Consider the following 19,831-nt stretch of genomic DNA (forward strand, 5'->3'; position numbering starts at 1 on the left):
GCATGATTAACAAACCTGATATTCAGGTGTAGACATCAACTGGATGGTAAGGCTTTGAATCAAACGCTCACGGCTGCTGTGATCCACATATTTTGAAAGCCTGTTCATATCCACGTGCTGAGGTGTATTCACGAACAACAGCTGAGCTATTTCCTCACCAAGTTGGGCTTCCGCTACCTCATGAAACTGCTGCAGATAGCCGTCCCATTGTACAGTACCCTGCATGCGCGAACCTATGGCGTGCATGATGTAGTCGCGTATATGTTGCTGTTCTTCAGCAGAAGTTGTCGCAGGCTGCATCTGCAAATCTTCATCCATGATTTCGTCGGGCATGGCCTTTGGGCGGATATTCCATACGGAACCCGCGTACAATACCTGGGGCAGGCGCAAACGCAACATCAGGCTGCTGCTGTCAATCCAGCTTTTGCCACCCGGCCAGCCTCCGACATTTGGCGGATAAAACAACACCTGCTCCAGGCTGCGTTGAAATAGCAACCAGATATTTGGATTCGGATAGGTTACCGGAATCAGGCGCTGCATGCCCACTATCAATTCCACAGGCGATTTAATATGGGCACCTATGTTCTGAGGTGCATAGAAATGTTCACTGGTGAATATCCTTTCCAGCAGGGCGGCACTATCATATCCGCTCTCGTAGAAATGATTGGCCAGCAGCTGCACCTGCTCTGTATCGGGTTCGTCGTTTACCAAAAAGCGATACAATTTTTCCGTGACATGATAGACTGTGGCCCGCTGTTCCAGTAAAATCTGCAGGATATCATCGCCGGTAAAACGGCCGGTTCTCCCCAAGAAATGTTTCACACCATCGTCATGCAAATTTTTACGAAAAACAAATTCACCTGCAGCATTGAATCCCCATCCGGTAAAGGCCCGGGCTCCTTCTTTTACATCTTGTTCAGTGTAATTTCCCCGCCCCATGGTAAACAATTCCATCACTTCGCGGGCAAAATTTTCGTTGGGATGCTGCTTGCGGTTTTGCTGATTATTGAGAAACTGCAGCATGGCCGGACTTTTGGAAACAGCTACCAGCAGGGTTCCGAAGTTGCCCAGTGCATTCTCCCGGATCACCTGCAACATCTGTTCGTTGTGCAACACATTGGGTACACGACAGGCAAAATGTCCATGCCAGAACAGCGCCATCTTTTCCCGTAAGAAATCGGGTGTTGTGCTCATTTCCTGCAACCAGGCAAGATTCAGGTTTTTGACTCCTTCGCGTTGTAGCTTTTGCAGTTGTTTTTTTTCATCTGCGGTCAATTGCAAAAATCGCCTGCTCAGGGATGGCAATTGTTCGCGTAACTGTCTGCCCTCTTCGGTTTGCAATATCGTGGGCATGGATTGATGCTGGCGAAGCAGTGTTTTGACCACATGCTTCAGCGACATGGATTGCCACTGCAGGAGGGTTTGTCTGTCTATGCCAAAGCCCGCCCTCCAGGCCAGGTGCTGGTATTTCCACAATGGTTCAGTAGCAGAATGCATGGCCATATATCATGGATCTGATGCAAGTATGACCTGCCTAAATGAAAAAAGTTTAACTCTCAAACCATTGCCCTGAGAGATTCATGATTTCTTTATACACAGGCTTCAAAAAGCAAGTTATCTTTGGTGTCGCCAATCATGCTTTCCTATGCGATCCATCATCCACACAGGTTTGTTTTGCTGGCTTTGCTGGGTTGTCCTGCTGATGCCTTCAGCCACCAATGGCCAGCAAGCCGTGATGCTTCCCAATGGCTGGAAGCTGAGTCCGGCCGGTAAAGGATTGATGCTGACCAGCGATTTACCCCTCAACATGGTAATTACGCCCGACGGACATTATGCGGCCATTTCGGAAAACGGCGATGGACAACAGGGTATTGAATGGGTGGATCTGCAAAAACAAAAGGTGTTGTCCTTTACCCCGGTGCATGCTGCCTGGCTGGGGCTGGCGATGAGCAGCGACGGAAAAACGCTCTACGTATCGGGGGGTGATGATAATTGCATCCTGGTGATGCGGCCTGTACACGACAGCCTGGTAATTGCCGATTCCCTGATCCTGGGCGCGCCCTGGCCCCATAAAATAGGTATTACCGGACTGGCTTTGGATGAAGCTCACCACATACTGTATGCGGTGACCAAGGAAAATAATTCTCTGTATGTGGTGCATACTGACAGCCGGCGGGCAGAAAAGCCTATTCCGCTGGGGGCAGAAGCATATACATGTGTGTACGATGCAGCGCGACAGAAACTGTATATCTCGCTCTGGGGGGGCAACGCCGTGGCTGTGTACGATACCCGCGCTCATCGTATCGAAAATCGGATCCTGGTGGAAAGTCATCCCAACGACATGGTGCTTAGCCGCAATGGGCGCTACCTGTTTGTAGCCAATGCCAACAGCAACAGCGTATCAGTCATCGACACGCACAACCAGAAAGTAATTGAAACACTTAACTGCAGCCTGTTTCCGGCCGATTCGCTCACAGGCTCTACCACCAATGCCGTGGCCCTCTCGCCGGATGGACACAGGCTCTATGCGGCCAATGCAGACAACAACTGCCTGGCCGTGTTTGATGTATCTATGCCCGGAGCTTCTCGCTCCCTGGGCTTCATTCCCACCGGCTGGTATCCCACCTGCGTGCGGGCGCTGAAAAATCAGATTTGGGTAGTCAATGGCAAAGGATTCACCTCGATGGCCAACCCTTATGGCCCGCAGCCTACCAATCGACGTGTACAAAGCCCTTATCAGAAAAATGTAACCAGCTCCCAGCCCGTGCAATACATTGGCAGCCTGTTCAAAGGCAGCCTGTCGGTGATCCCCGCGCCCGACACAAAGCAGCTGGCACAGTATTCCCAACAGGTGTATGCCAACACACCTTTTAATCCCTACAAGGAAGCAGAAGCACCCGGCGTGCCGGGCAATCCCATTCCCATGAAACCCGGCGATTCCACGCCCATCAAATATGTGTTTTACATCATCAAGGAAAACCGTACTTACGACCAGGTGCTGGGCGATATGCCGGAAGGCAACGGAGATCCTTCTCTCTGCTTGTTTCCCGACAGCATCACCCCCAATCATCATGCCCTGGCTCGTGAATTTGTGTTATTCGACAATTTTTACGTGGATGCCGAAGTAAGCGCCGACGGCCACAACTGGAGCACGGCAGCCTACGCAACCGATTATGTGGAAAAAACCTGGCCCACCAACTACAGCGGTCGGGGCGGTAACTATGATTATGAAGGGACTCGCCAGGTGGCTTTCCCCAAAAATGGATTTATCTGGGACTATTGCCAGCGGGCAGGCATCAGCTACCGGAATTACGGCGAGTTTGTACACAACGGTAAGGGCAATATCCTACCTGCCATCCGCGGGCATTACTGTGCGGTTTTCCCGGATTTCGATCTGAGCATACAGGATGTTTACCGGGAGAAAGTGTGGGAACACGATTTCGATTCGCTGGTAGCCGCAAATGCCCTACCCCGGTTCTGTACCTTGCGATTCCCCGACGACCACACCAGCGGCATGCGCCGCGGCGCCTATACACCTTTTGCTGCATTGGCCGACAACGACCTGGCACTGGGCCGCTTTATTGAACATCTTTCCCATAGCCCCATCTGGAAGGAATGCGCTGTTTTTGTGCTGGAAGACGATGCCCAGAACGGACCCGATCATGTAGATGCCCATCGTTCCATCGCTTTTGTCATCAGCCCCTATGTGAAGCGCCATTTTGTGGACCATACGATGTATTCTACTTCGGGTATGCTGCGCACCATAGAGCTGATCCTGGGGCTGCCTCCTATGAGCCAGTATGATGCCGCTGCCACACCCATGTGGCGAGCCTTTACCTCCACACCTGATTTTACGCCTTACACGGCCAAGCCAGCAAATGTGGATATCAATGCCCGCAACACGGCCGATAACGCACTAGCCCGCGAATCTGCAAAATTTAATCTGGCCGTTGAAGATGCGGCACCCGATATTCCTTTCAATGAAGTGATCTGGAAAGCTGTAAAAGGCATAGACAGTGAAATGCCAGCCCCCAGGCACAGTGCCTTCGTGCTCACCTCCACACCCGAAAAAGACGATGACAAATAAACCCTCAAACCCCGGCAAAGGATTTTTGAGAAACTTTGTTTTTCCCCTCTTTCGCCCTACCTTTGCACAAATTTTTTGACCACATATTATTGATTTCATAGATATCCAATTCATCATCACATATGCCAGGCGTAGGAAAAATCAAGCAGATCATCGGTCCCGTGGTGGACGTACAGTTTGAAGGCGAAAATCAATTGCCGGAGATTTACAATGCATTGGAAATTGAACGTGAAAATGGCCAGATCCTGGTACTGGAAGCGCAGCAACACCTCGGAGAAGACAGCGTGCGCTGCATCGCCATGGATTCCACCGACGGCCTGATGCGCGGTATGCCCGTACGAGATACCGGATCACCCATCAAAATGCCCATTGGTGAACGCATCAAAGGCCGCCTGTTCAACGTAACCGGTGATCCCATCGATGGTCTTCCTGCCCTGCCTAAAGACAATGGCCGGCCTATCCATGCCAAACCACCTGCATTTGAACAACTGAGTACCACCACCGAAGTGCTCTATACCGGTATCAAGGTGATTGACCTGATCGAACCCTATGCAAAGGGTGGAAAAATCGGACTCTTCGGCGGCGCGGGTGTAGGTAAAACAGTGCTGATTCAGGAGCTTATCAACAATATTGCCAAAGGATACGGCGGTTTATCTGTGTTTGCCGGCGTGGGTGAACGTACGCGTGAAGGGAATGACCTGCTGCGCGAAATGATTGAAGCTGGCATTATGCGCTACGGCGAGAAATTCCGCCACAGCATGGAAAAAGGTGGCTGGGACCTTTCAGCCGTCGATCTGGAAGAACTCATGGAATCAAAAGCCACCTTCGTGTTTGGACAGATGAATGAACCCCCTGGCGCTCGTGCCCGCGTGGCGCTGAGCGGACTGACCATTGCCGAGTATTTCCGCGATGGCGATGGCTCAGCTACCGGCGGACGCGATATTTTGTTCTTCGTGGACAATATCTTCCGTTTCACGCAAGCTGGCTCTGAAGTATCGGCCCTGCTGGGACGCATGCCTTCAGCCGTTGGATATCAGCCCACACTGGCCACCGAAATGGGCATCATGCAGGAACGGATTACCTCCACCAAAAACGGATCCATTACTTCCGTACAGGCTGTGTATGTGCCGGCCGACGATCTCACCGACCCGGCTCCGGCTACCACCTTCTCGCACCTGGACGCCACCACGGTTCTCGACCGTAAAATTGCCGACCAGGGCATCTATCCGGCCGTGGATCCCCTGGCATCCTCGTCGCGTATTCTCACTCCCGCCATTGTGGGCGAAGCTCATTACCAGTGCGCAAACCGCGTAAAAGCCATTCTGCAGCGCTATAAAGAGCTACAAGACATCATTGCTATTCTGGGAATGGACGAACTCAGTGATGAAGATAAACTGATTGTAGCCCGCGCCCGTAAAGTACAGCGCTTCCTTTCGCAGCCCTTCCACGTGGCCGAACAGTTTACCGGCTTGAAGGGTGTACTGGTACCCATCGAAGAAACCATCCGCGGCTTCAACATGATCATGGACGGCGAGGTAGATGAATATCCCGAAGCTGCCTTTAACCTGGTAGGTACCATTGACGATGCAATTGAAAAAGGCAAACGCCTGCTGGAAGAAGCGGCTAAAAACTAATGTCCATGCTGCTGGAAATCTATACCCCCGAACGGAAAGTCTTCGAAGGTGAAGTATATGGTGTGCAAATGCCCGGACTGGACGGGCTTTTTGAAGTGCTGAACGGACATGCTCCCCTGATTGCGGCACTGGCAAAAGGTCGTGTGAAAATCCTGCAGCATGCCGATCAACGCGAAGTATGCTTTTATCAAATCAGTGGAGGATTTGTGGAGGTGCTACACAACCAGGCCACTATTCTCGCTGAATCAGCCGTGGCGGAGCCTCAAGCACATTCCGAATAATTAATTCAACGAAGGATCAATCGGAAAATTGGCCATCAACGCGTATTCATCACCCAGCTCACGCAATGACTGTTGCCAGATCCTTTCCTCCTGTCTGTGAAAGACCAGCTCGGGATGAGCCGGGGATACAATCCAGGAATGTTCCTCAAGCTCAGCCTCCAGCTGCCCTTCACCCCAACCCGAGTAACCAATAAAAAACTTAATCTTCCGTAAATCAATCAACCCCATCTGAATCAATTCTAACGTCTGTTCAAAATTGCCACCCCAGTAAATGCCTTCACCTACTTCGTAACTGTTTTCAATTAATTCCGGATACTGATGAATAAAATGTACGGTATCCGGCTGTACAGGCCCACCAAAATACAAAGGAATAGATTGCATATCTGCCGCATCAGGCAACAATTCATTCAGGCTTTCTTGAAATGGGCGGTTGATGACAAAGCCAAAGCTGCCCTCAGCCTGATGCTCGCACAACAATACGACTGTGCGGGCAAAATGGGGGTCTTTTAAAAACGGATCCGCAATCAGAAAAGTACCACTTGCCGGAGCCATATTACACACATTTAGGGTTAACCAAATTTACCAAAAAACAATCAGAAAACATGTGCATGTGAAAACCTGTAAGCAACAGAAAAGGAGGCCCGAAAGCCTCCTGTGTCAACCAAAATCCAGCTGTATGATAACGCTACCTATAATGGTGCAAAGACCATGCTATTTACCAGTTAAAGCTTAGTTAAATCAAAATGACCTTCGGCAAAGCCTCCTGCACAAAGCAAGAGAAGCTGTTAAATTTGTAAGGATGAAGCGGCTGTTTCCCATCATTGTCATACTGATTACCATTTCCCTGCTTGGCATCATTTATATTCAAACCAGCTGGATAAAAAATGCGGCTTTAATCAAAAAGGAAGAGATGCGACAAAAGCTGGTGGAAGCCACCGATGCGATCCGGAACCAGCTGGTACATAGCAGTGGCAGCGGACTTACCGTTTTATCAGCCCATCACGATGAAGATAGTTCACCCTGGCAAATGTTGGCTAACCGTTTTAACAGCCAGATACCTGTGAGCGAAAAATTTACGGCCGATGAAATCAGTGCCGTCATCCACCAGGTGTTTGAACAAAAAGGATTGCATACACCTTATGAATTTGCCGTAATCTCTAACCTCGGCATGTTTCCTTCCTATCTGATCCGTTCACCTCATATTCTGCAAACCATTCAGGATACACTCAACAACATTCAGTGCCTGATTCAGCTCTCGGATGCTCCGGGCTTTTTGCCTACGGGCGAAACATTGGTAATTACAGTACCCGTTACCCAGGTCAGCATCGTGCGTTCTATGGGATGGATGATTGCAGGAGCCGTTTTGTTTACCTTTATCATCATCGCTGCCTTTGCACTCACCGTATATGCTTTATTGCGTCAAAAAAAGATATCCGAAATTAAATCCGATTTAATCAACAATATCTCGCATGAATTAAAAACTCCACTGACCAATATTAATCTTGCCATGGCCACCATCTGCAATGAAAAGGTATTGGCCGATCCCGAAAAAATCAAACCTATTGCCAATGTGATCCTGGAAGAAAGCCGGAGAATGGAACAACATATTGAATCGGTACTGGAATCTTCTGCACTGGACCGTCACGAACTGAAGCTGAATCTACAGCCACACGATGCGCATGCATTGATTCAAAAAACCCTGAACGGCTTCGCACTTCAGTTTCAAAGCCGCAAAGCTGAAGTACATACCTATCTTCAAGCTACGCGTACAACCATTTTGGCAGATGAAAATCATTTTATCCACATGCTATCAAATTTGATTGATAATGCATTGAAATACTCCAAAGAAATACCCGTCATCACCATACAAACCAGAAATACATCAAAAAATCAAATCATTATTAGCGTGAGTGATAAAGGCGTGGGCATGAACAAACAAACACAACGGCATATTTTTGAAAAATTCTATCGTGCTCATTCCGGCAATATACACAACGTAAAAGGATTCGGACTGGGATTATCTTACGTGAAATCCATTGTGGATGCACATGGATGGAAAATCAAGGTAGAAAGTGCACCCGGAAAAGGAAGCCGGTTCGATATTTTGTGTTCATTGCACACACAGGAGTGAACTATGCGGCTGTAATAACCTCCTGCAAAGCGCAACCATTTTCTTCGACGGTTAATGCATATTGACACCCGATTTTCAATGCATAATTTTCTTTTTGATGACCTACCGGAAAGCCAAATGCTACCGGAAATGTTTCATTTTTTACATGCTGATAAATGATTTCATATACGGACATACCAAAAGGCGTAGCAGTGTCTTTGATATCAGTAAAAGCTCCTACCAGCAAAGCTGCCAGCCCGTTTAGCCATCCTGCTCTTCGTAATTGATACATCATGCGATCAATGTGATATTTGTATTCACCCACATCTTCGATAAACAATATCTTGCCCTGGGTGTTGGGCTGGGAATGTGTGCCGGAGAGATTGGCCAGCAAGGAAAGATTGCCTCCAATCAATACACCTTCTGCATATCCGGTTTTGTTTAATGGATGCGCATCAAAATTATAAGACCCGGAAATGCCCGTCCAGGCTTGTTTAAGACTTTGCACATACCGATCTTCAAATGTTTCCTGTGTGATCCCGCTACACATCATTGAATGCAAAGTAACTACCTGATAACGTGTATGTACATGTATGTGCAGAGCCGTAATATCGCTGTACCCACAAATCCATTTGGGCGATTGCAGAAATTTGTCAAACTGTAATTGATCCAGAATCCGAATCATACCATAACCTCCGCGGCCGAACAAGATGGCTTTGATGGATGAATCGTCGAGCATCATCTGCAGATCGCGAAGGCGCACTTCATCCGGTGCGGAAAAATTATGATAGGCCGTGCCTACCGTTTCACCAAGCACCACGTCGTATCCCCAGCTGCGTATCACATCAGCGGCAAACCTTGCAGCCTCGGGCGTGATTTTGCTTGCCGGACAGGTGATTCCCACGCGATCGCCCGGATTTAAATAAGGTGGTATCAACATGCAGTCAGGCTTTACCAGATGCAATATCACAAGTCTGCCCGGAGTATGCAAGTTTTTATTCTTTCGGCCGCACGCACAACCAACCCGATTCCTGTAATTTTGTGCCACTATGCCCGAATTCAAGCGATATCTGGTTACGGCAGCCCTGCCTTATGCCAACGGTCCCGTTCACATTGGTCATTTAGCCGGATGTTATTTGCCGGCCGATATTTACGTGCGTTATCTGCGTGCCAGAAAAATTCCTGTGCAGTTTATCTGCGGCACCGACGAACACGGTGTGCCGATTACCATTAAAGCCCTGCAGGAAAATACATCTCCGCAAGCCATTGTGGATCGCTATCATCAGCTGATACGGGATAGCTTTGCCGCCATGGATATTTCGTTTGATATTTTTTCACGTACATCCAAACCCATTCACCACGAAACGGCTGCTGCATTTTTCAAAAAACTATACGACGAAGGCTATTTTGAAGAGAAAGAAACCGAACAATTTTACGATGAGGAGAAACAGATTTTCCTGGCCGATCGCTACATTGTAGGCACCTGCCCGGTATGCGGATATGAAAAGGCTTATGGCGATCAGTGTGAAAAATGTGGCTCCTCGCTGAGTCCAGATGAGCTCATTAATCCCCGTTCGGCACTGAGCGACACCATTCCGGTAAAACGGAAAACGAAACATTGGTACATGCCTTTGCAGCGCTTTGAGCCCTGGCTGCGCCAATGGATTCTGGAACAGCATCGGGAGTGGAAAGCCAATGTATACGGTCAATGCAAAAGCTGGCTGGACCATGGTTTGCAGTCACGTGCCATGACACGCGACAGCCATTGGGGTGTGAAAGTGCCGTTGCCCAATGCGGAAGGAAAGGTGTTGTATGTGTGGTTCGACGCACCTATCGGCTATATTTCCGCAACCAGAGAACTATTACCCGATAGCTGGCAGCAATGGTGGCAACAGGAAGATACAAGGCTTATTCATTTCATCGGAAAAGATAATATCGTTTTTCATTGCATCATCTTCCCGGCTATGCTAAAAGCTCATGGCGGTTACATACTGCCCGATAATGTTCCGGCTAACGAGTTTTTGAATATCGAAGGACAAAAAGTTTCCACCAGCCGCAACTGGGCCATCTGGGTGCACGAATACATCCGCGATTTCCCGATAGAACAGCGCGGACAGGATGTGTTGCGTTACGTGTTGTGTGCCAATATGCCTGAAACCAAAGACAATGATTTTACCTGGAAGGATTTTCAGGATCGCAATAACAATGAACTGGTGGCGATTCTGGGCAATTTCGTAAACCGCACCCTGGTGCTGATGCACAAATTGTGCAAAGGCAAAGTGCCCCCCTTTCATGAACAGCTGAAAGATGAAAGAGATGAACAACTGTATGTACACCTGCAGCAGGCTAAACAAAAAATTGAACAAAATCTTGAACAATTTCATTTCCGTGATGCACTCATGGAAGTAATGAATGTGGCACGCGAAGGAAACAAATACCTGCAGGACAAAGCGCCTTGGCTGCTTGCCAGAGACGAAGCCGCACAACAAGCCAATCAGCAACTCATTGACAACACCATTTTCATGTGCCTGCAATTAACGGCTAATCTGGCTATTTTCCTGAATCCTTTTCTCCCGGCCACAGCCCGAAAGATCTGTTATTTGCTGAAAGTAGTGGATCGCATGCTGGAATGGGAAAATGCTGGAAGCCTGAAACTGCTGAGCGTAGGTTACAGTTTGCGTGCTCCTGAGTTGCTGTTCCGCAAAATTGAAGATGCAGAAATCGAAAAACAAATCCAAAAACTTCAGTCCGGCGGGCAACAGCTACAACCAAAGATTTCCGTCTCCTCCCAGCCTCAAAAAGAAGCTTCTTCATCTGCCAAACCCACCATTAATTTCGAAGATTTTGATAAGATCGACTTGCGTGTGGGCACCATCATAGCAGCTGAAAAAGTACAAAAGGCCGATAAACTCCTCCAGCTTACCGTAGATCTGGGTAACGAACAACGCACCATTGTATCAGGCATCGCCCAACATTATGCGCCTGAACAAATTATCGGCCAGCAGGTGGTGGTAGTGGCTAACCTGGCTCCGCGCAAATTAAAGGGTATCACATCACAGGGAATGATCCTCATGGCAGAAGATCAGCAGGGTAAGCTGCATTTCATTGCTCCGTCCAACATCATTTCACCAGGCGGGAAAGTGAGCTGAGCAATATTATATCCGCATATACCCAAAAGCATTTTATTTTCAGCATTCCATACCATCGGATTGTATGGAAGGTAGGCTATTCTCATCAGCTTTGCCTGAGAATAACACATGCTTAACAACACATTCCTTGCAGGCTTTTTTTCAGGATTATAAATTTCTTGTGCAAATGAAAACATGAAGCTTAACCATTTCACTATGAAATTCATACATACATGTTTGCTATGCTGCATCGCAAGCTCCTGGGCTCATGCACAAGACACCACAAACACATGGCAGCCCTCTATAAGCCTGGATGCTGAGCCTGTTCCCACTTTGGCTGTTTCAAATAAAACGGATACCAGTTATCACAACAGCCTTTCATTAACAAGCATATTCACCCTCAAACATCGCAGCGGCTGGGGCATCAGTTATGCACCAGGATTTGTACTCAGTTCATCCAAACTTCAACTGTATGTACAACGATTCACCATAGGACTCGAACAGTATGACAGACCTAATTATACATGGGTCATGGATTATGCGCATGATTTTTTCACTTCCAATTCTCCTCTTCCTTATATTCCGTTAAACAATGAAGGATATGCATTATTCAAATACAAGAAAATTTCTTTACGTCCTGTCGTGGAAGCCGATATTGGCTGGGGACGGGATAGTTCCGCAATGGGAAAAATGAGTTATGACCTGAATTTCGCTGCAGGAATAGAGTATGCATTTCAATGGGACTTTCATCAGGCAGCACTTTCTGTAACACCTTCCTTGTTAGGGAATATAGGCACAGATTCATACTTTTTTCTATCCCGCATTGCACCTTATATCAGCCACAGCAAAGGATTTATCAAGTATCTGAAAAATCCTCATTATGCTGGTTCAAGAGGAGCTGTGCAAGCAGGAAGGCATATTGTGAATATGAATATCAATTCCAATCCAGATACCACATCGGTTACACAGGTTTCATCAGGCCTCAATCGTATGCAGTTCAACAACATCGCTACTGGAGCCGAATTAAGTCTATCCTGGTTTTCCTGGACACTCCGAAGTGATGTACAGTTTTTCATACCTGTGAGTAGTTCCGCAACGCATACCATCAGCGCCTATTTTTCCATGACCTGCGAATACGATTTCTGATCAAACACAGCAAATAAACCTTTTCATGCTTGGCTTCTAAATAATTGGAGGTTGTTGCATGCGATGCAGCAATTTTTTGAAAAAATCAACCAATAATCCCTTCAGCTCTCAGGTTATCTATTTTGCTGCGTATTGTGGAATGTGCAACCTCAAACATTGCTGAAAATGTCCTAATTTGAGCGAACAATCCTGCAAATCCACTTTCATTATGAGAAAACGTATTCACCAGGTTGTTGTATTGGGAGCGGGTGTCATGGGTAGCCGCATTGCCTGTCATCTGGCCAATGCTGGTCTGCAGGTGCTGCTGCTGGATATGGTACCCCCTGCTCTCAATGAAAAGGAAAAGCAACAAGGTCTAACAGAAGAAAACCCGGCTTTTCGCAACCGCATTGTGAACGATGCGCTGCAGGCTGCTGTGAAATCAAAACCCTCTCCCATCTTTCACAACAGTGTGCTGCAGCGCATACGCACCGGCAATTTTGAAGATGACCTGCATCGGATTGCAACCTGCGACTGGATTATCGAAGCCGTAGTGGAACAATTGCTCATTAAGCAATCCCTCTTTGAAAAAGTCGAACAACACCGCAAACCAGGCACCTACATTTCCACCAACACCTCGGGTATACCTATCCATCTACTGGCTGAAGGCCGTTCGCCCGATTTCCGCCGGCATTTTTGCGGTACGCATTTCTTCAATCCTCCCCGCTACCTTCCTTTGCTGGAAATAATCCCCGGACCTGAAACCCTGCCGGAAGTAGTGGACACCCTGAGTCAGCTGGGTGATCGGGTATTGGGCAAAACCACCGTGATCTGCAAGGATACACCCGCATTCATTGCCAACCGCATTGGCGTATACTCCATGATGCTGGTATTTCGGTTAATGGAACGACAGGGCTGGAAAATCGAGGAAATCGATGCACTCACAGGGCCGCTGATTGGTCATCCCAAATCGGCCACCTTCCGCACGGCCGATGTGGTGGGCATCGATACGATGGTACATGTGGCCCGGGGCCTGTATGAAAATTGCACACAGGACGAGCAGCGGGATCTGTTTCAGATTCCTGCTTTCCTGCAGCAAATGGTCAATACGCAACGCCTGGGCGATAAAACCGGAGAAGGTTTCTACAAAAAAATAAAATCAACCGATGGTCAATCCGAAATCCGGGTTTTGCGCCTGGATACGCAGCAATATGAACCGCGCCAGAAATTCAGCAGCCCTGCTATTGAACAGGCGCGCAATATCAGCGATCTGGGTGAACGCCTCAGATTCCTGCATGGGCTGAAAGATCGAGTCGGTGAATTTTTCCGGCATTTTACCTATGCCCTGCTGGCTTATGTATCGCATCGCATCCCCGAAATTGCCGATGAGTTGTACAAGGTGGACGATGCCATGCGGGCAGGCTTTGGCTGGGAAATGGGGCCATTTGAAATCTGGGAAGCACTGGGGGTAGCCGAAACAACTGAACAGATGGAAAAAGCGGGATATGCGCCGGCTCATTGGGTGAAAGAAATGCTTCAGAAAGGAAATACCACTTTTTACCTCCGCGAAGCCGACCGGGTGTCCTGCTACGATCCACAACAAAAGGAATATCGCCCTGTTCCGGGAAGCCATGAAATCATTGTACTGCGCAACTACAGCCAGCAAAAAATCTGGGAAAATGCCGGAACTACGCTTTACCACGTGGGAGACGGGGTCTTGAACCTGGCTATCCACACCAAGATGAATACCATTGGCAGCGAGGTGATTCAGGGTATTCAAAAAGCCATCGAATTCGCCGAAGCAAATTACGAAGGGCTGGTCATCGGCCAGGAATCGCCTAATTTTTCGGCCGGTGCCAATGTGGCTTTGATTCTTACCCTGGCCTTAGAGCAGGAATGGGATGAGCTATCCATGGCTGTACAGGCTTTTCAGCAAACCAGCCTCAGGATCCGCTATGCACGGGTGCCGGTGGTTGTAGCAGCCCGCGGGCTTACCCTGGGTGGTGGCTGCGAATTCTGCCTGCATGCCGATGCAGTACAGGCCCACTCTGAAACCTATATGGGCCTGGTAGAAGTGGGCGTTGGGCTGATACCGGCTGGCGGTGGATCCAAGGAAATGACACAAAGAGCCAGTGAGGCTTACCACCAGGGTGAAATAGACCTGCCCAAGCTGCAGGAGCGTTTCCTGACGATTGCCATGGCCAAAGTATCGACCTCTGCACAGGAAGCATTTGATCTGCAGTTGCTGCGCCCGGGATACGATCGTGTTACCATGAATGCCAATCGCCTGCTGGCCGATGCCAAACAACGGGTACTGGAAATGGCCCGCAGCGGCTATGTACCGCCTTCACCTCCCCGCATCAAAGTGCTGGGACGCGAAGCCCTGGGACTTTTCCTCACTGGCATCTACGCCATGCAGGAAGCACGCTACATCAGCGAACACGATGCAAAAGTGGCTCAAAAACTGGCCTATGTGATGAGCGGCGGCGACCTGAGTGAAGCTACGGAAGTCAATGAATCCTATTTGCTCGATTTGGAAAGGGAAGCCTTCCTTTCTCTTTGCGGGGAGCCTAAAACGCTGGAACGCCTGCAAAGTGTATTGAAACAAGGTCGCCCGGTAAGAAATTAAATCGTCCATCACAAGGTTACCTATCTTCGCAGTTCGATCCTGAATGATCATGGCTCAGACATCTGTTGAGGAAAAAATTATTCTCGTAACCAATGACGACGGAATCACGGCTCCTGGATTGCGTCATCTGGTAGAAGCAGTAAAATCATTGGGCAAAGTAGTAGTGGTAGCACCTGATAGCCCCCAGTCGGGCATGGGACACGCCATCACCATCGGTGTGCCTCTGCGCCTGTATGCCGTAAACCTATTTGAAGGCATCGAAGCCTATCAGAGTTCAGGTACGCCGGTGGATTGCGTGAAACTGGCCAAGGACAAAATCCTGCACCGGGCACCCGATATTTGCCTGAGCGGTATCAATCACGGCGCCAACCATTCCATCAATGTGATTTATTCCGGCACCATGAGTGCTGCTATGGAAGCCGCTATTGAAGGCATTCCTTCCATCGGATTTTCGCTGCTGGATTATCGTTTCGATGCCGATTTTACCGCTGCCCGTCAGGTAGCCTATCAGCTCACCCGACAGATGTTGGATACCCCCGATCTACCCAAAGGCTCCCTGCTGAACGTCAATATCCCTGCCCTCCCACTCTCCCAGCTGAAAGGCATCAGAATATGCCGGCAGGCCTACGCTAAATGGGTAGAAGAATTCGACGAACGTCGGGACCCCCGGGGCGAAAAATACTACTGGCTCACCGGCCGCTTCCAGAACCTGGATGAAGGCACAGATACGGATGTATGGGCACTGGAGAACGGCTATGTATCTGTAGTGCCCACTCATTTTGATCTTACGAATTATGCCCTGAAAGATTTTCTTCACCAGCACTGGCACGTGCAACTTAAAACCTGAATGCAGGCGTGAAATACTACATCATAGCGGGGGAACCTTCCGGTGATTTGCATGGCAGCCGCCTGATCCGCGAACTCAGGCAACTGGATCCGGCAGCTCAGATCCGATGCTGGGGTGGCGACCTGATGGCTGAAGCCGGCGGAGAACTGGTGCGCCATTATCGCGATCTGGCATTCATGGGTTTTGCTGAAGTAATCCGCCATCTGGGAAAAATCCTGGCTCATTTTCGTTTTGCCAAACGCGATATCCGAAAGTTCCACCCCGATGCGGTGATTTTTATCGATTATCCGGGATTTAACCTGCGGATGGCTCAATGGGCGCACCAGAAAGGCTTCCGCACAGTGTACTATATCTCTCCACAGGTATGGGCGTGGAAACAAAAGCGCGTGGAAACGATTCGAAAATATGTGGATCGCATGCTGGTCATTTTGCCGTTTGAGGCAGCGTTTTACCGGCAATATGGCTATGAGGTGGAATATGTAGGACATCCGCTGGTGCAGATTGTGCGGGAAGCTCGCCCGCTGGCCCGCCCGATATTTGATACCTCACGGCCGGTGATAGCACTTTTGCCCGGCAGCCGCCTCCAGGAAGTGAAACGGCTGCTACCCGAAATGCTGAAAGTTACCCGCCACTTTCCGCAATCTCAGTTTGTGGTTGCCCAGGCGCCTTCCATACCCGATCTTAGCCCGTGGTACCATCCCAACAGGTATCCGAATGTCATGCTGGCCAAAGGCGTGACCTACGATTTGCTTGCCCAGGCATCGGCAGCCCTGGTTACATCGGGCACAGCCACACTGGAAACGGCCTTGTTCGGCGTGCCACAAGTGGTATGCTATAAAAGCACCTGGATCTCCTACTGGCTGGCCCGGCATTTTATCCGGGTTCCCTACATTTCACTGGTGAACTTGATTATGGGGAAAAAAGTGGTGGAGGAATGCATCCAGCAACAGGTAAATGAGCAAAACCTGACCCGCCTGCTCGATAAGCTTCTGCACGATGAAACCTGTATCACCCGAATAAAAGCGGATTATGCTGAACTCTGGAAAAAATTAGATACCGGTAATGCGGCCAGAAAAGCAGCTGAGGCGATTTTTCAGTTCATAAAAAATGCTTCACCAGCCGGACTAACAGCACAATCAAGGCCACCAGAAACAGCAGGATAGAGATGCGGTTCATGCTGTGCATCAAAAAAATATTGGTATTATGAGGAGCGTTAGGATCCCGTTTGCGCAGGTAAAGATACCGGAGGATCTGCTGCCAGATGCTTTTCATGATCGGATAGAAAGAATTTACCCAAAGATACGCCACAACCCACACAGTGAATAAAACTGCTTAACGCCATATAAATTTTCGGAAAACCTTATCTTTGCAGCCTGCCTGGGGGTTTAGCTCAGCTGGCTAGAGCGTTTGCATGGCATGCAAAAGGTCACCGGTTCGAGTCCGGTAACCTCCACCAATTCCCTCCTTTCCTCTCTTGCACTGATTGTTCCAAACAAAGCATGGGTTATCTTTACTCTCGGTGAGCCTTGTTCCATGCACCTGCGTTTGTGGATTGTAATCCTGGTTACAGGTATGGTATTGTCTCCGGGCAGATCCCGTGCCTGGGGAGATATCCATTTCACTATGCAAATCCAGTCCAACAAACAAGCAAATCTGCGCGATAGCATTCCGCAAAATCATTCCTGGTTGCAAAAAATCGGCACACAGGTGGATTCCTTGCTGAGCCGGAGTTACCGTGATTCCCTGCTCAACCGGATTACCCACGCCCATATGCCACCGCCCCAGCACAATCTGCAGTTTGCCAACCGCCAGCAGGTGTTTTTGCCCTACCAGGGCCGCATAATCCGGAATATTGAATTTGTGGAAATTCCGGTATTTGGCCCCCGCTCGCTGAACGACACAAACTCCTACCAGCACATCAGACTCATCCGGATTGCCAACAGGCTGCATACACCTACCCGTATTTCATTCATCCGGCGATCTCTGTTTTTTAAAGCCGGTGATCGGGTAAATGCACAGCTGCTGGCCGATAATGAACGTTACCTGAGAAACAGCCCCCCGATTGAAGATGCGCAGATTACCCTGATCCCAGTTAGCAGGGATACTGTTGATGTAGAAATCCGCACAAAAGACGTGTTTGAATATGGGGGTAACCTGAGCCGGCTGGATCCTACGCAGTTTGAAGGGAACGTGTTTGATAAAAATCTGTTCGGCAGCGGACAGGGGCTGGAGGCCGGATTGGCCTGGCATACCGATTACTTGCCTCACTGGTACGGCGAATGGAGTTATGCAAACTGGAACCTGGGACATAGTTTTGCTACCTTAACAGCTGGCTATTCCCAGCTGAACCACCAGCCCACCATTGATACCGGCGTATATGAAGATGCCTGGTTTATGCAGGTAAACCGGCCTTTGTACAGCTTGTTTACACGTTTTACCGGCGGGATGTCATTATCCTACCATCGCAGCCTCAACATCCATCAGTGGCCTGATAGCCTGTTCAGAAATTACCAGTATGGCACAACAGATGTATGGGTTGGGTACAATCTCATTCATCCGCTCATGCACAGCCAATGGCATCTGGCTGCCCTATTGCGCCAGTACAATATTATTTTTACCCGAAATCCCAGTCAGCCTCAATTTGCTTCCGATCCGTTTTATCATAACCGAAGATATCTGCTGGGGCAGCTGGTACTTTATCGCCAGCGTTATGAGGTTACCCACTATTTGTTTGGCTTTGGCCGTACAGAAGACATACCCATCGGCTGGCAGGTGGGGTTAAGCACAGCCATCGAAACCTATGTGGGGCTCCGCCGCCAATATACCGGTCTTCAACTTGAAAACTTTCAGGAAACCCGGCTGCACGGGCTCTGGCATGGTTTGCTGGAACTCAGCAGCTTCTGGCATCAGGGATCACAGGATGCCGTCATTCATCTTGCAGGCGAATACTACAGTCCGTATGTATCTCTGGGCAGAGGCGGATGGCGCATATTTTCCGGAGCAGATCTTCTGGAATCGCCCAATCCTTATTTCAATAAGCCGTTGAATATCAATTACCCACATGGCTTTGAGGGTTATAAAAACACCTTGCTCACCGGCTATCATCGGCTAAACACTTATCTGGAATGGCGCTATTATGCACCTGTTCGGATTTACGGGTTTGGTTTTACCTTCTATGCTCAATGGCAGGGAGCTACACTTGGTCGGCAACAATTGCAGGGAAATCGGTTTTACAATGCTATTTCAGTGGGAAGCCTGATCCGCAATGAAAACCTGCCGATTAACACACTTAAAATCAGTGCCAGTTATTATCCAGCGGCCCCGGCAGGTGTCAAAAACTGGATGGTGCAGATTACCACCCTTGCCGATATCCGGTTTAGTATTTATGCCCTGCACGAGCCTTCGTTCATCAGTTTTGAATAAAAGCTGAGCAGCCAAGCTATTCACGGTCTGGAACCCGGAGGCGGAGGCGGGGGCAATTGCTGCTGCCCTTCCGGATGGCTGAGAGCCACAGCAGGATGGGCCTGGCCGTGATGACAGCTATAGCAGGTGATTTTGGCATTCATATATACATCCACAAAATTGCCTTTCACACCAAAATACTTGCGGTTGATTTTTTTCATCATCCGCATCATCTCCCGGGCTTCACGTTTCTCAGGTTTGGCATCCGATGCAAAATCCATATCGCCATTCGGTTTCGTGACATGGCAATTGACACACCGAAAACCCAATGATTCACTGAAATCATGCATGATTTTGATAAGCGAAGCATGATCAATATCTTTAGGTAGAATTTTCAGATTCTGCGGATGAGGGGGTTGAGGTTGCTGCGGGGGGCGCGTGAAAGCCATGCCTAAACAAAGAATCAAAGCAACAGCAAGCAAAGCCAGGAGTTGATGCCGATTTTTCATTTGTACAGAATTTACAGCTAATGTAAAAATTCTGTTTCACTTGTTGCGACAAATAATTGGTTATTTTTTGGTTATGCTT

Annotated in this window: 15 protein-coding genes and 1 tRNA gene; 11 read left to right on the forward strand and 5 right to left on the reverse strand. The window is 48.8% G+C overall.

Annotated features, from left to right (window positions below):
• Nucleotides 1-6 precede the first annotated feature (6 nt).
• Nucleotides 7-1,503, reverse strand: coding sequence for a DUF1800 domain-containing protein (locus BM367_RS03330; RefSeq protein WP_092457698.1), 1,497 nt, complete (start codon nt 1,501-1,503; stop codon nt 7-9).
• A 142-nt stretch (nt 1,504-1,645) separates the two neighbouring features.
• On the opposite strand from BM367_RS03330, the gene BM367_RS03335 reads away from it, so the two are divergent.
• From BM367_RS03335 to atpC, 3 genes are all read left to right on the forward strand, one after another.
• Nucleotides 1,646-4,087 (forward strand): bifunctional YncE family protein/alkaline phosphatase family protein, encoded by a 2,442-nt coding sequence (locus BM367_RS03335; RefSeq protein WP_092457700.1) that lies wholly within the window; start codon nt 1,646-1,648, stop codon nt 4,085-4,087.
• A gap of 122 nt (nt 4,088-4,209) precedes the next feature.
• Nucleotides 4,210-5,721, forward strand: a complete 1,512-nt coding sequence (gene atpD / locus BM367_RS03340; protein WP_092457703.1) for a F0F1 ATP synthase subunit beta — start codon at nt 4,210-4,212, stop codon at nt 5,719-5,721.
• 5 nt (nt 5,722-5,726) lie between these two features.
• Complete coding sequence (atpC, locus tag BM367_RS03345) at nt 5,727-6,002, forward strand: ATP synthase F1 subunit epsilon (protein ID WP_092460891.1); 276 nt, start codon at nt 5,727-5,729, stop codon at nt 6,000-6,002.
• Here atpC and BM367_RS03350 read toward each other — a convergent pair whose 3' ends face one another.
• Nucleotides 6,003-6,554: a YqgE/AlgH family protein gene (locus BM367_RS03350; RefSeq protein WP_092457706.1), complete on the reverse strand. Its 552-nt coding sequence runs from the start codon at nt 6,552-6,554 to the stop codon at nt 6,003-6,005.
• Between the two features lie 247 nt (nt 6,555-6,801).
• Here BM367_RS03350 and BM367_RS03355 point away from each other — a divergent pair, with 247 nt between their 5' ends.
• The gene (locus BM367_RS03355; protein WP_092457709.1) at nt 6,802-8,133 is read left to right on the forward strand and encodes a sensor histidine kinase; all 1,332 of its coding nucleotides are present in this window, start codon (nt 6,802-6,804) and stop codon (nt 8,131-8,133) included.
• Between the two features lies 1 nt (nt 8,134).
• Here the strand turns inward: BM367_RS03355 and BM367_RS03360 are convergent, their stop codons facing one another.
• Nucleotides 8,135-9,052 carry a S66 peptidase family protein gene (locus BM367_RS03360; protein WP_092457712.1) on the reverse strand — a complete coding sequence of 306 codons (918 nt, stop codon included), beginning with the start codon at nt 9,050-9,052 and terminating at the stop codon, nt 8,135-8,137.
• Nucleotides 9,053-9,161: 109 nt separating this feature from the next.
• On the opposite strand from BM367_RS03360, the gene metG reads away from it, so the two are divergent.
• From metG to lpxB, 5 genes are all read left to right on the forward strand, one after another.
• Entirely contained in the window at nt 9,162-11,261 is a 2,100-nt protein-coding gene (metG, locus tag BM367_RS03365) for a methionine--tRNA ligase (protein WP_092457715.1), read from the forward strand.
• A 195-nt stretch (nt 11,262-11,456) separates the two neighbouring features.
• A complete protein-coding gene (locus BM367_RS03370; protein WP_143103934.1) occupies nt 11,457-12,386 on the forward strand; it encodes a hypothetical protein in 930 nt (309 codons plus the stop codon).
• Nucleotides 12,387-12,594: 208 nt separating this feature from the next.
• On the forward strand, nt 12,595-14,994 hold the full coding sequence (locus tag BM367_RS03375; protein WP_092457721.1) for a 3-hydroxyacyl-CoA dehydrogenase/enoyl-CoA hydratase family protein: 2,400 nt from the start codon (nt 12,595-12,597) through the stop codon (nt 14,992-14,994).
• A 49-nt stretch (nt 14,995-15,043) separates the two neighbouring features.
• Nucleotides 15,044-15,841 carry a 5'/3'-nucleotidase SurE gene (surE, locus tag BM367_RS03380; RefSeq protein WP_245759881.1) on the forward strand — a complete coding sequence of 266 codons (798 nt, stop codon included), beginning with the start codon at nt 15,044-15,046 and terminating at the stop codon, nt 15,839-15,841.
• A gap of 8 nt (nt 15,842-15,849) precedes the next feature.
• Nucleotides 15,850-17,004: a lipid-A-disaccharide synthase gene (gene lpxB / locus BM367_RS03385; RefSeq protein WP_092457726.1), complete on the forward strand. Its 1,155-nt coding sequence runs from the start codon at nt 15,850-15,852 to the stop codon at nt 17,002-17,004.
• On the opposite strand, the gene BM367_RS12275 is transcribed toward lpxB, so the two are convergent.
• Entirely contained in the window at nt 16,940-17,113 is a 174-nt protein-coding gene (locus BM367_RS12275; RefSeq protein WP_169924827.1) for a DUF6728 family protein, read from the reverse strand. The two genes, lpxB and BM367_RS12275, sit on opposite strands and share 65 nt — an antisense overlap.
• Before the next feature lie 107 nt (nt 17,114-17,220).
• Between BM367_RS12275 and BM367_RS03390 the strand changes: the two genes are divergently transcribed.
• Nucleotides 17,221-17,297, forward strand: a tRNA-Ala gene (locus tag BM367_RS03390).
• A 77-nt stretch (nt 17,298-17,374) separates the two neighbouring features.
• Nucleotides 17,375-19,264, forward strand: coding sequence for a BamA/TamA family outer membrane protein (locus tag BM367_RS03395; RefSeq protein ID WP_092457728.1), 1,890 nt, complete (start codon nt 17,375-17,377; stop codon nt 19,262-19,264).
• Nucleotides 19,265-19,284: 20 nt separating this feature from the next.
• Here the strand turns inward: BM367_RS03395 and BM367_RS03400 are convergent, their stop codons facing one another.
• Entirely contained in the window at nt 19,285-19,752 is a 468-nt protein-coding gene (locus tag BM367_RS03400; RefSeq protein WP_092457731.1) for a c-type cytochrome, read from the reverse strand.
• Between the last annotated feature and the right edge of the window lie 79 nt (nt 19,753-19,831).

Source organism: Thermoflavifilum thermophilum (genome assembly GCF_900116565.1).
Classification (GTDB): Bacteria; Bacteroidota; Bacteroidia; order Chitinophagales; family Chitinophagaceae; genus Thermoflavifilum; species Thermoflavifilum thermophilum.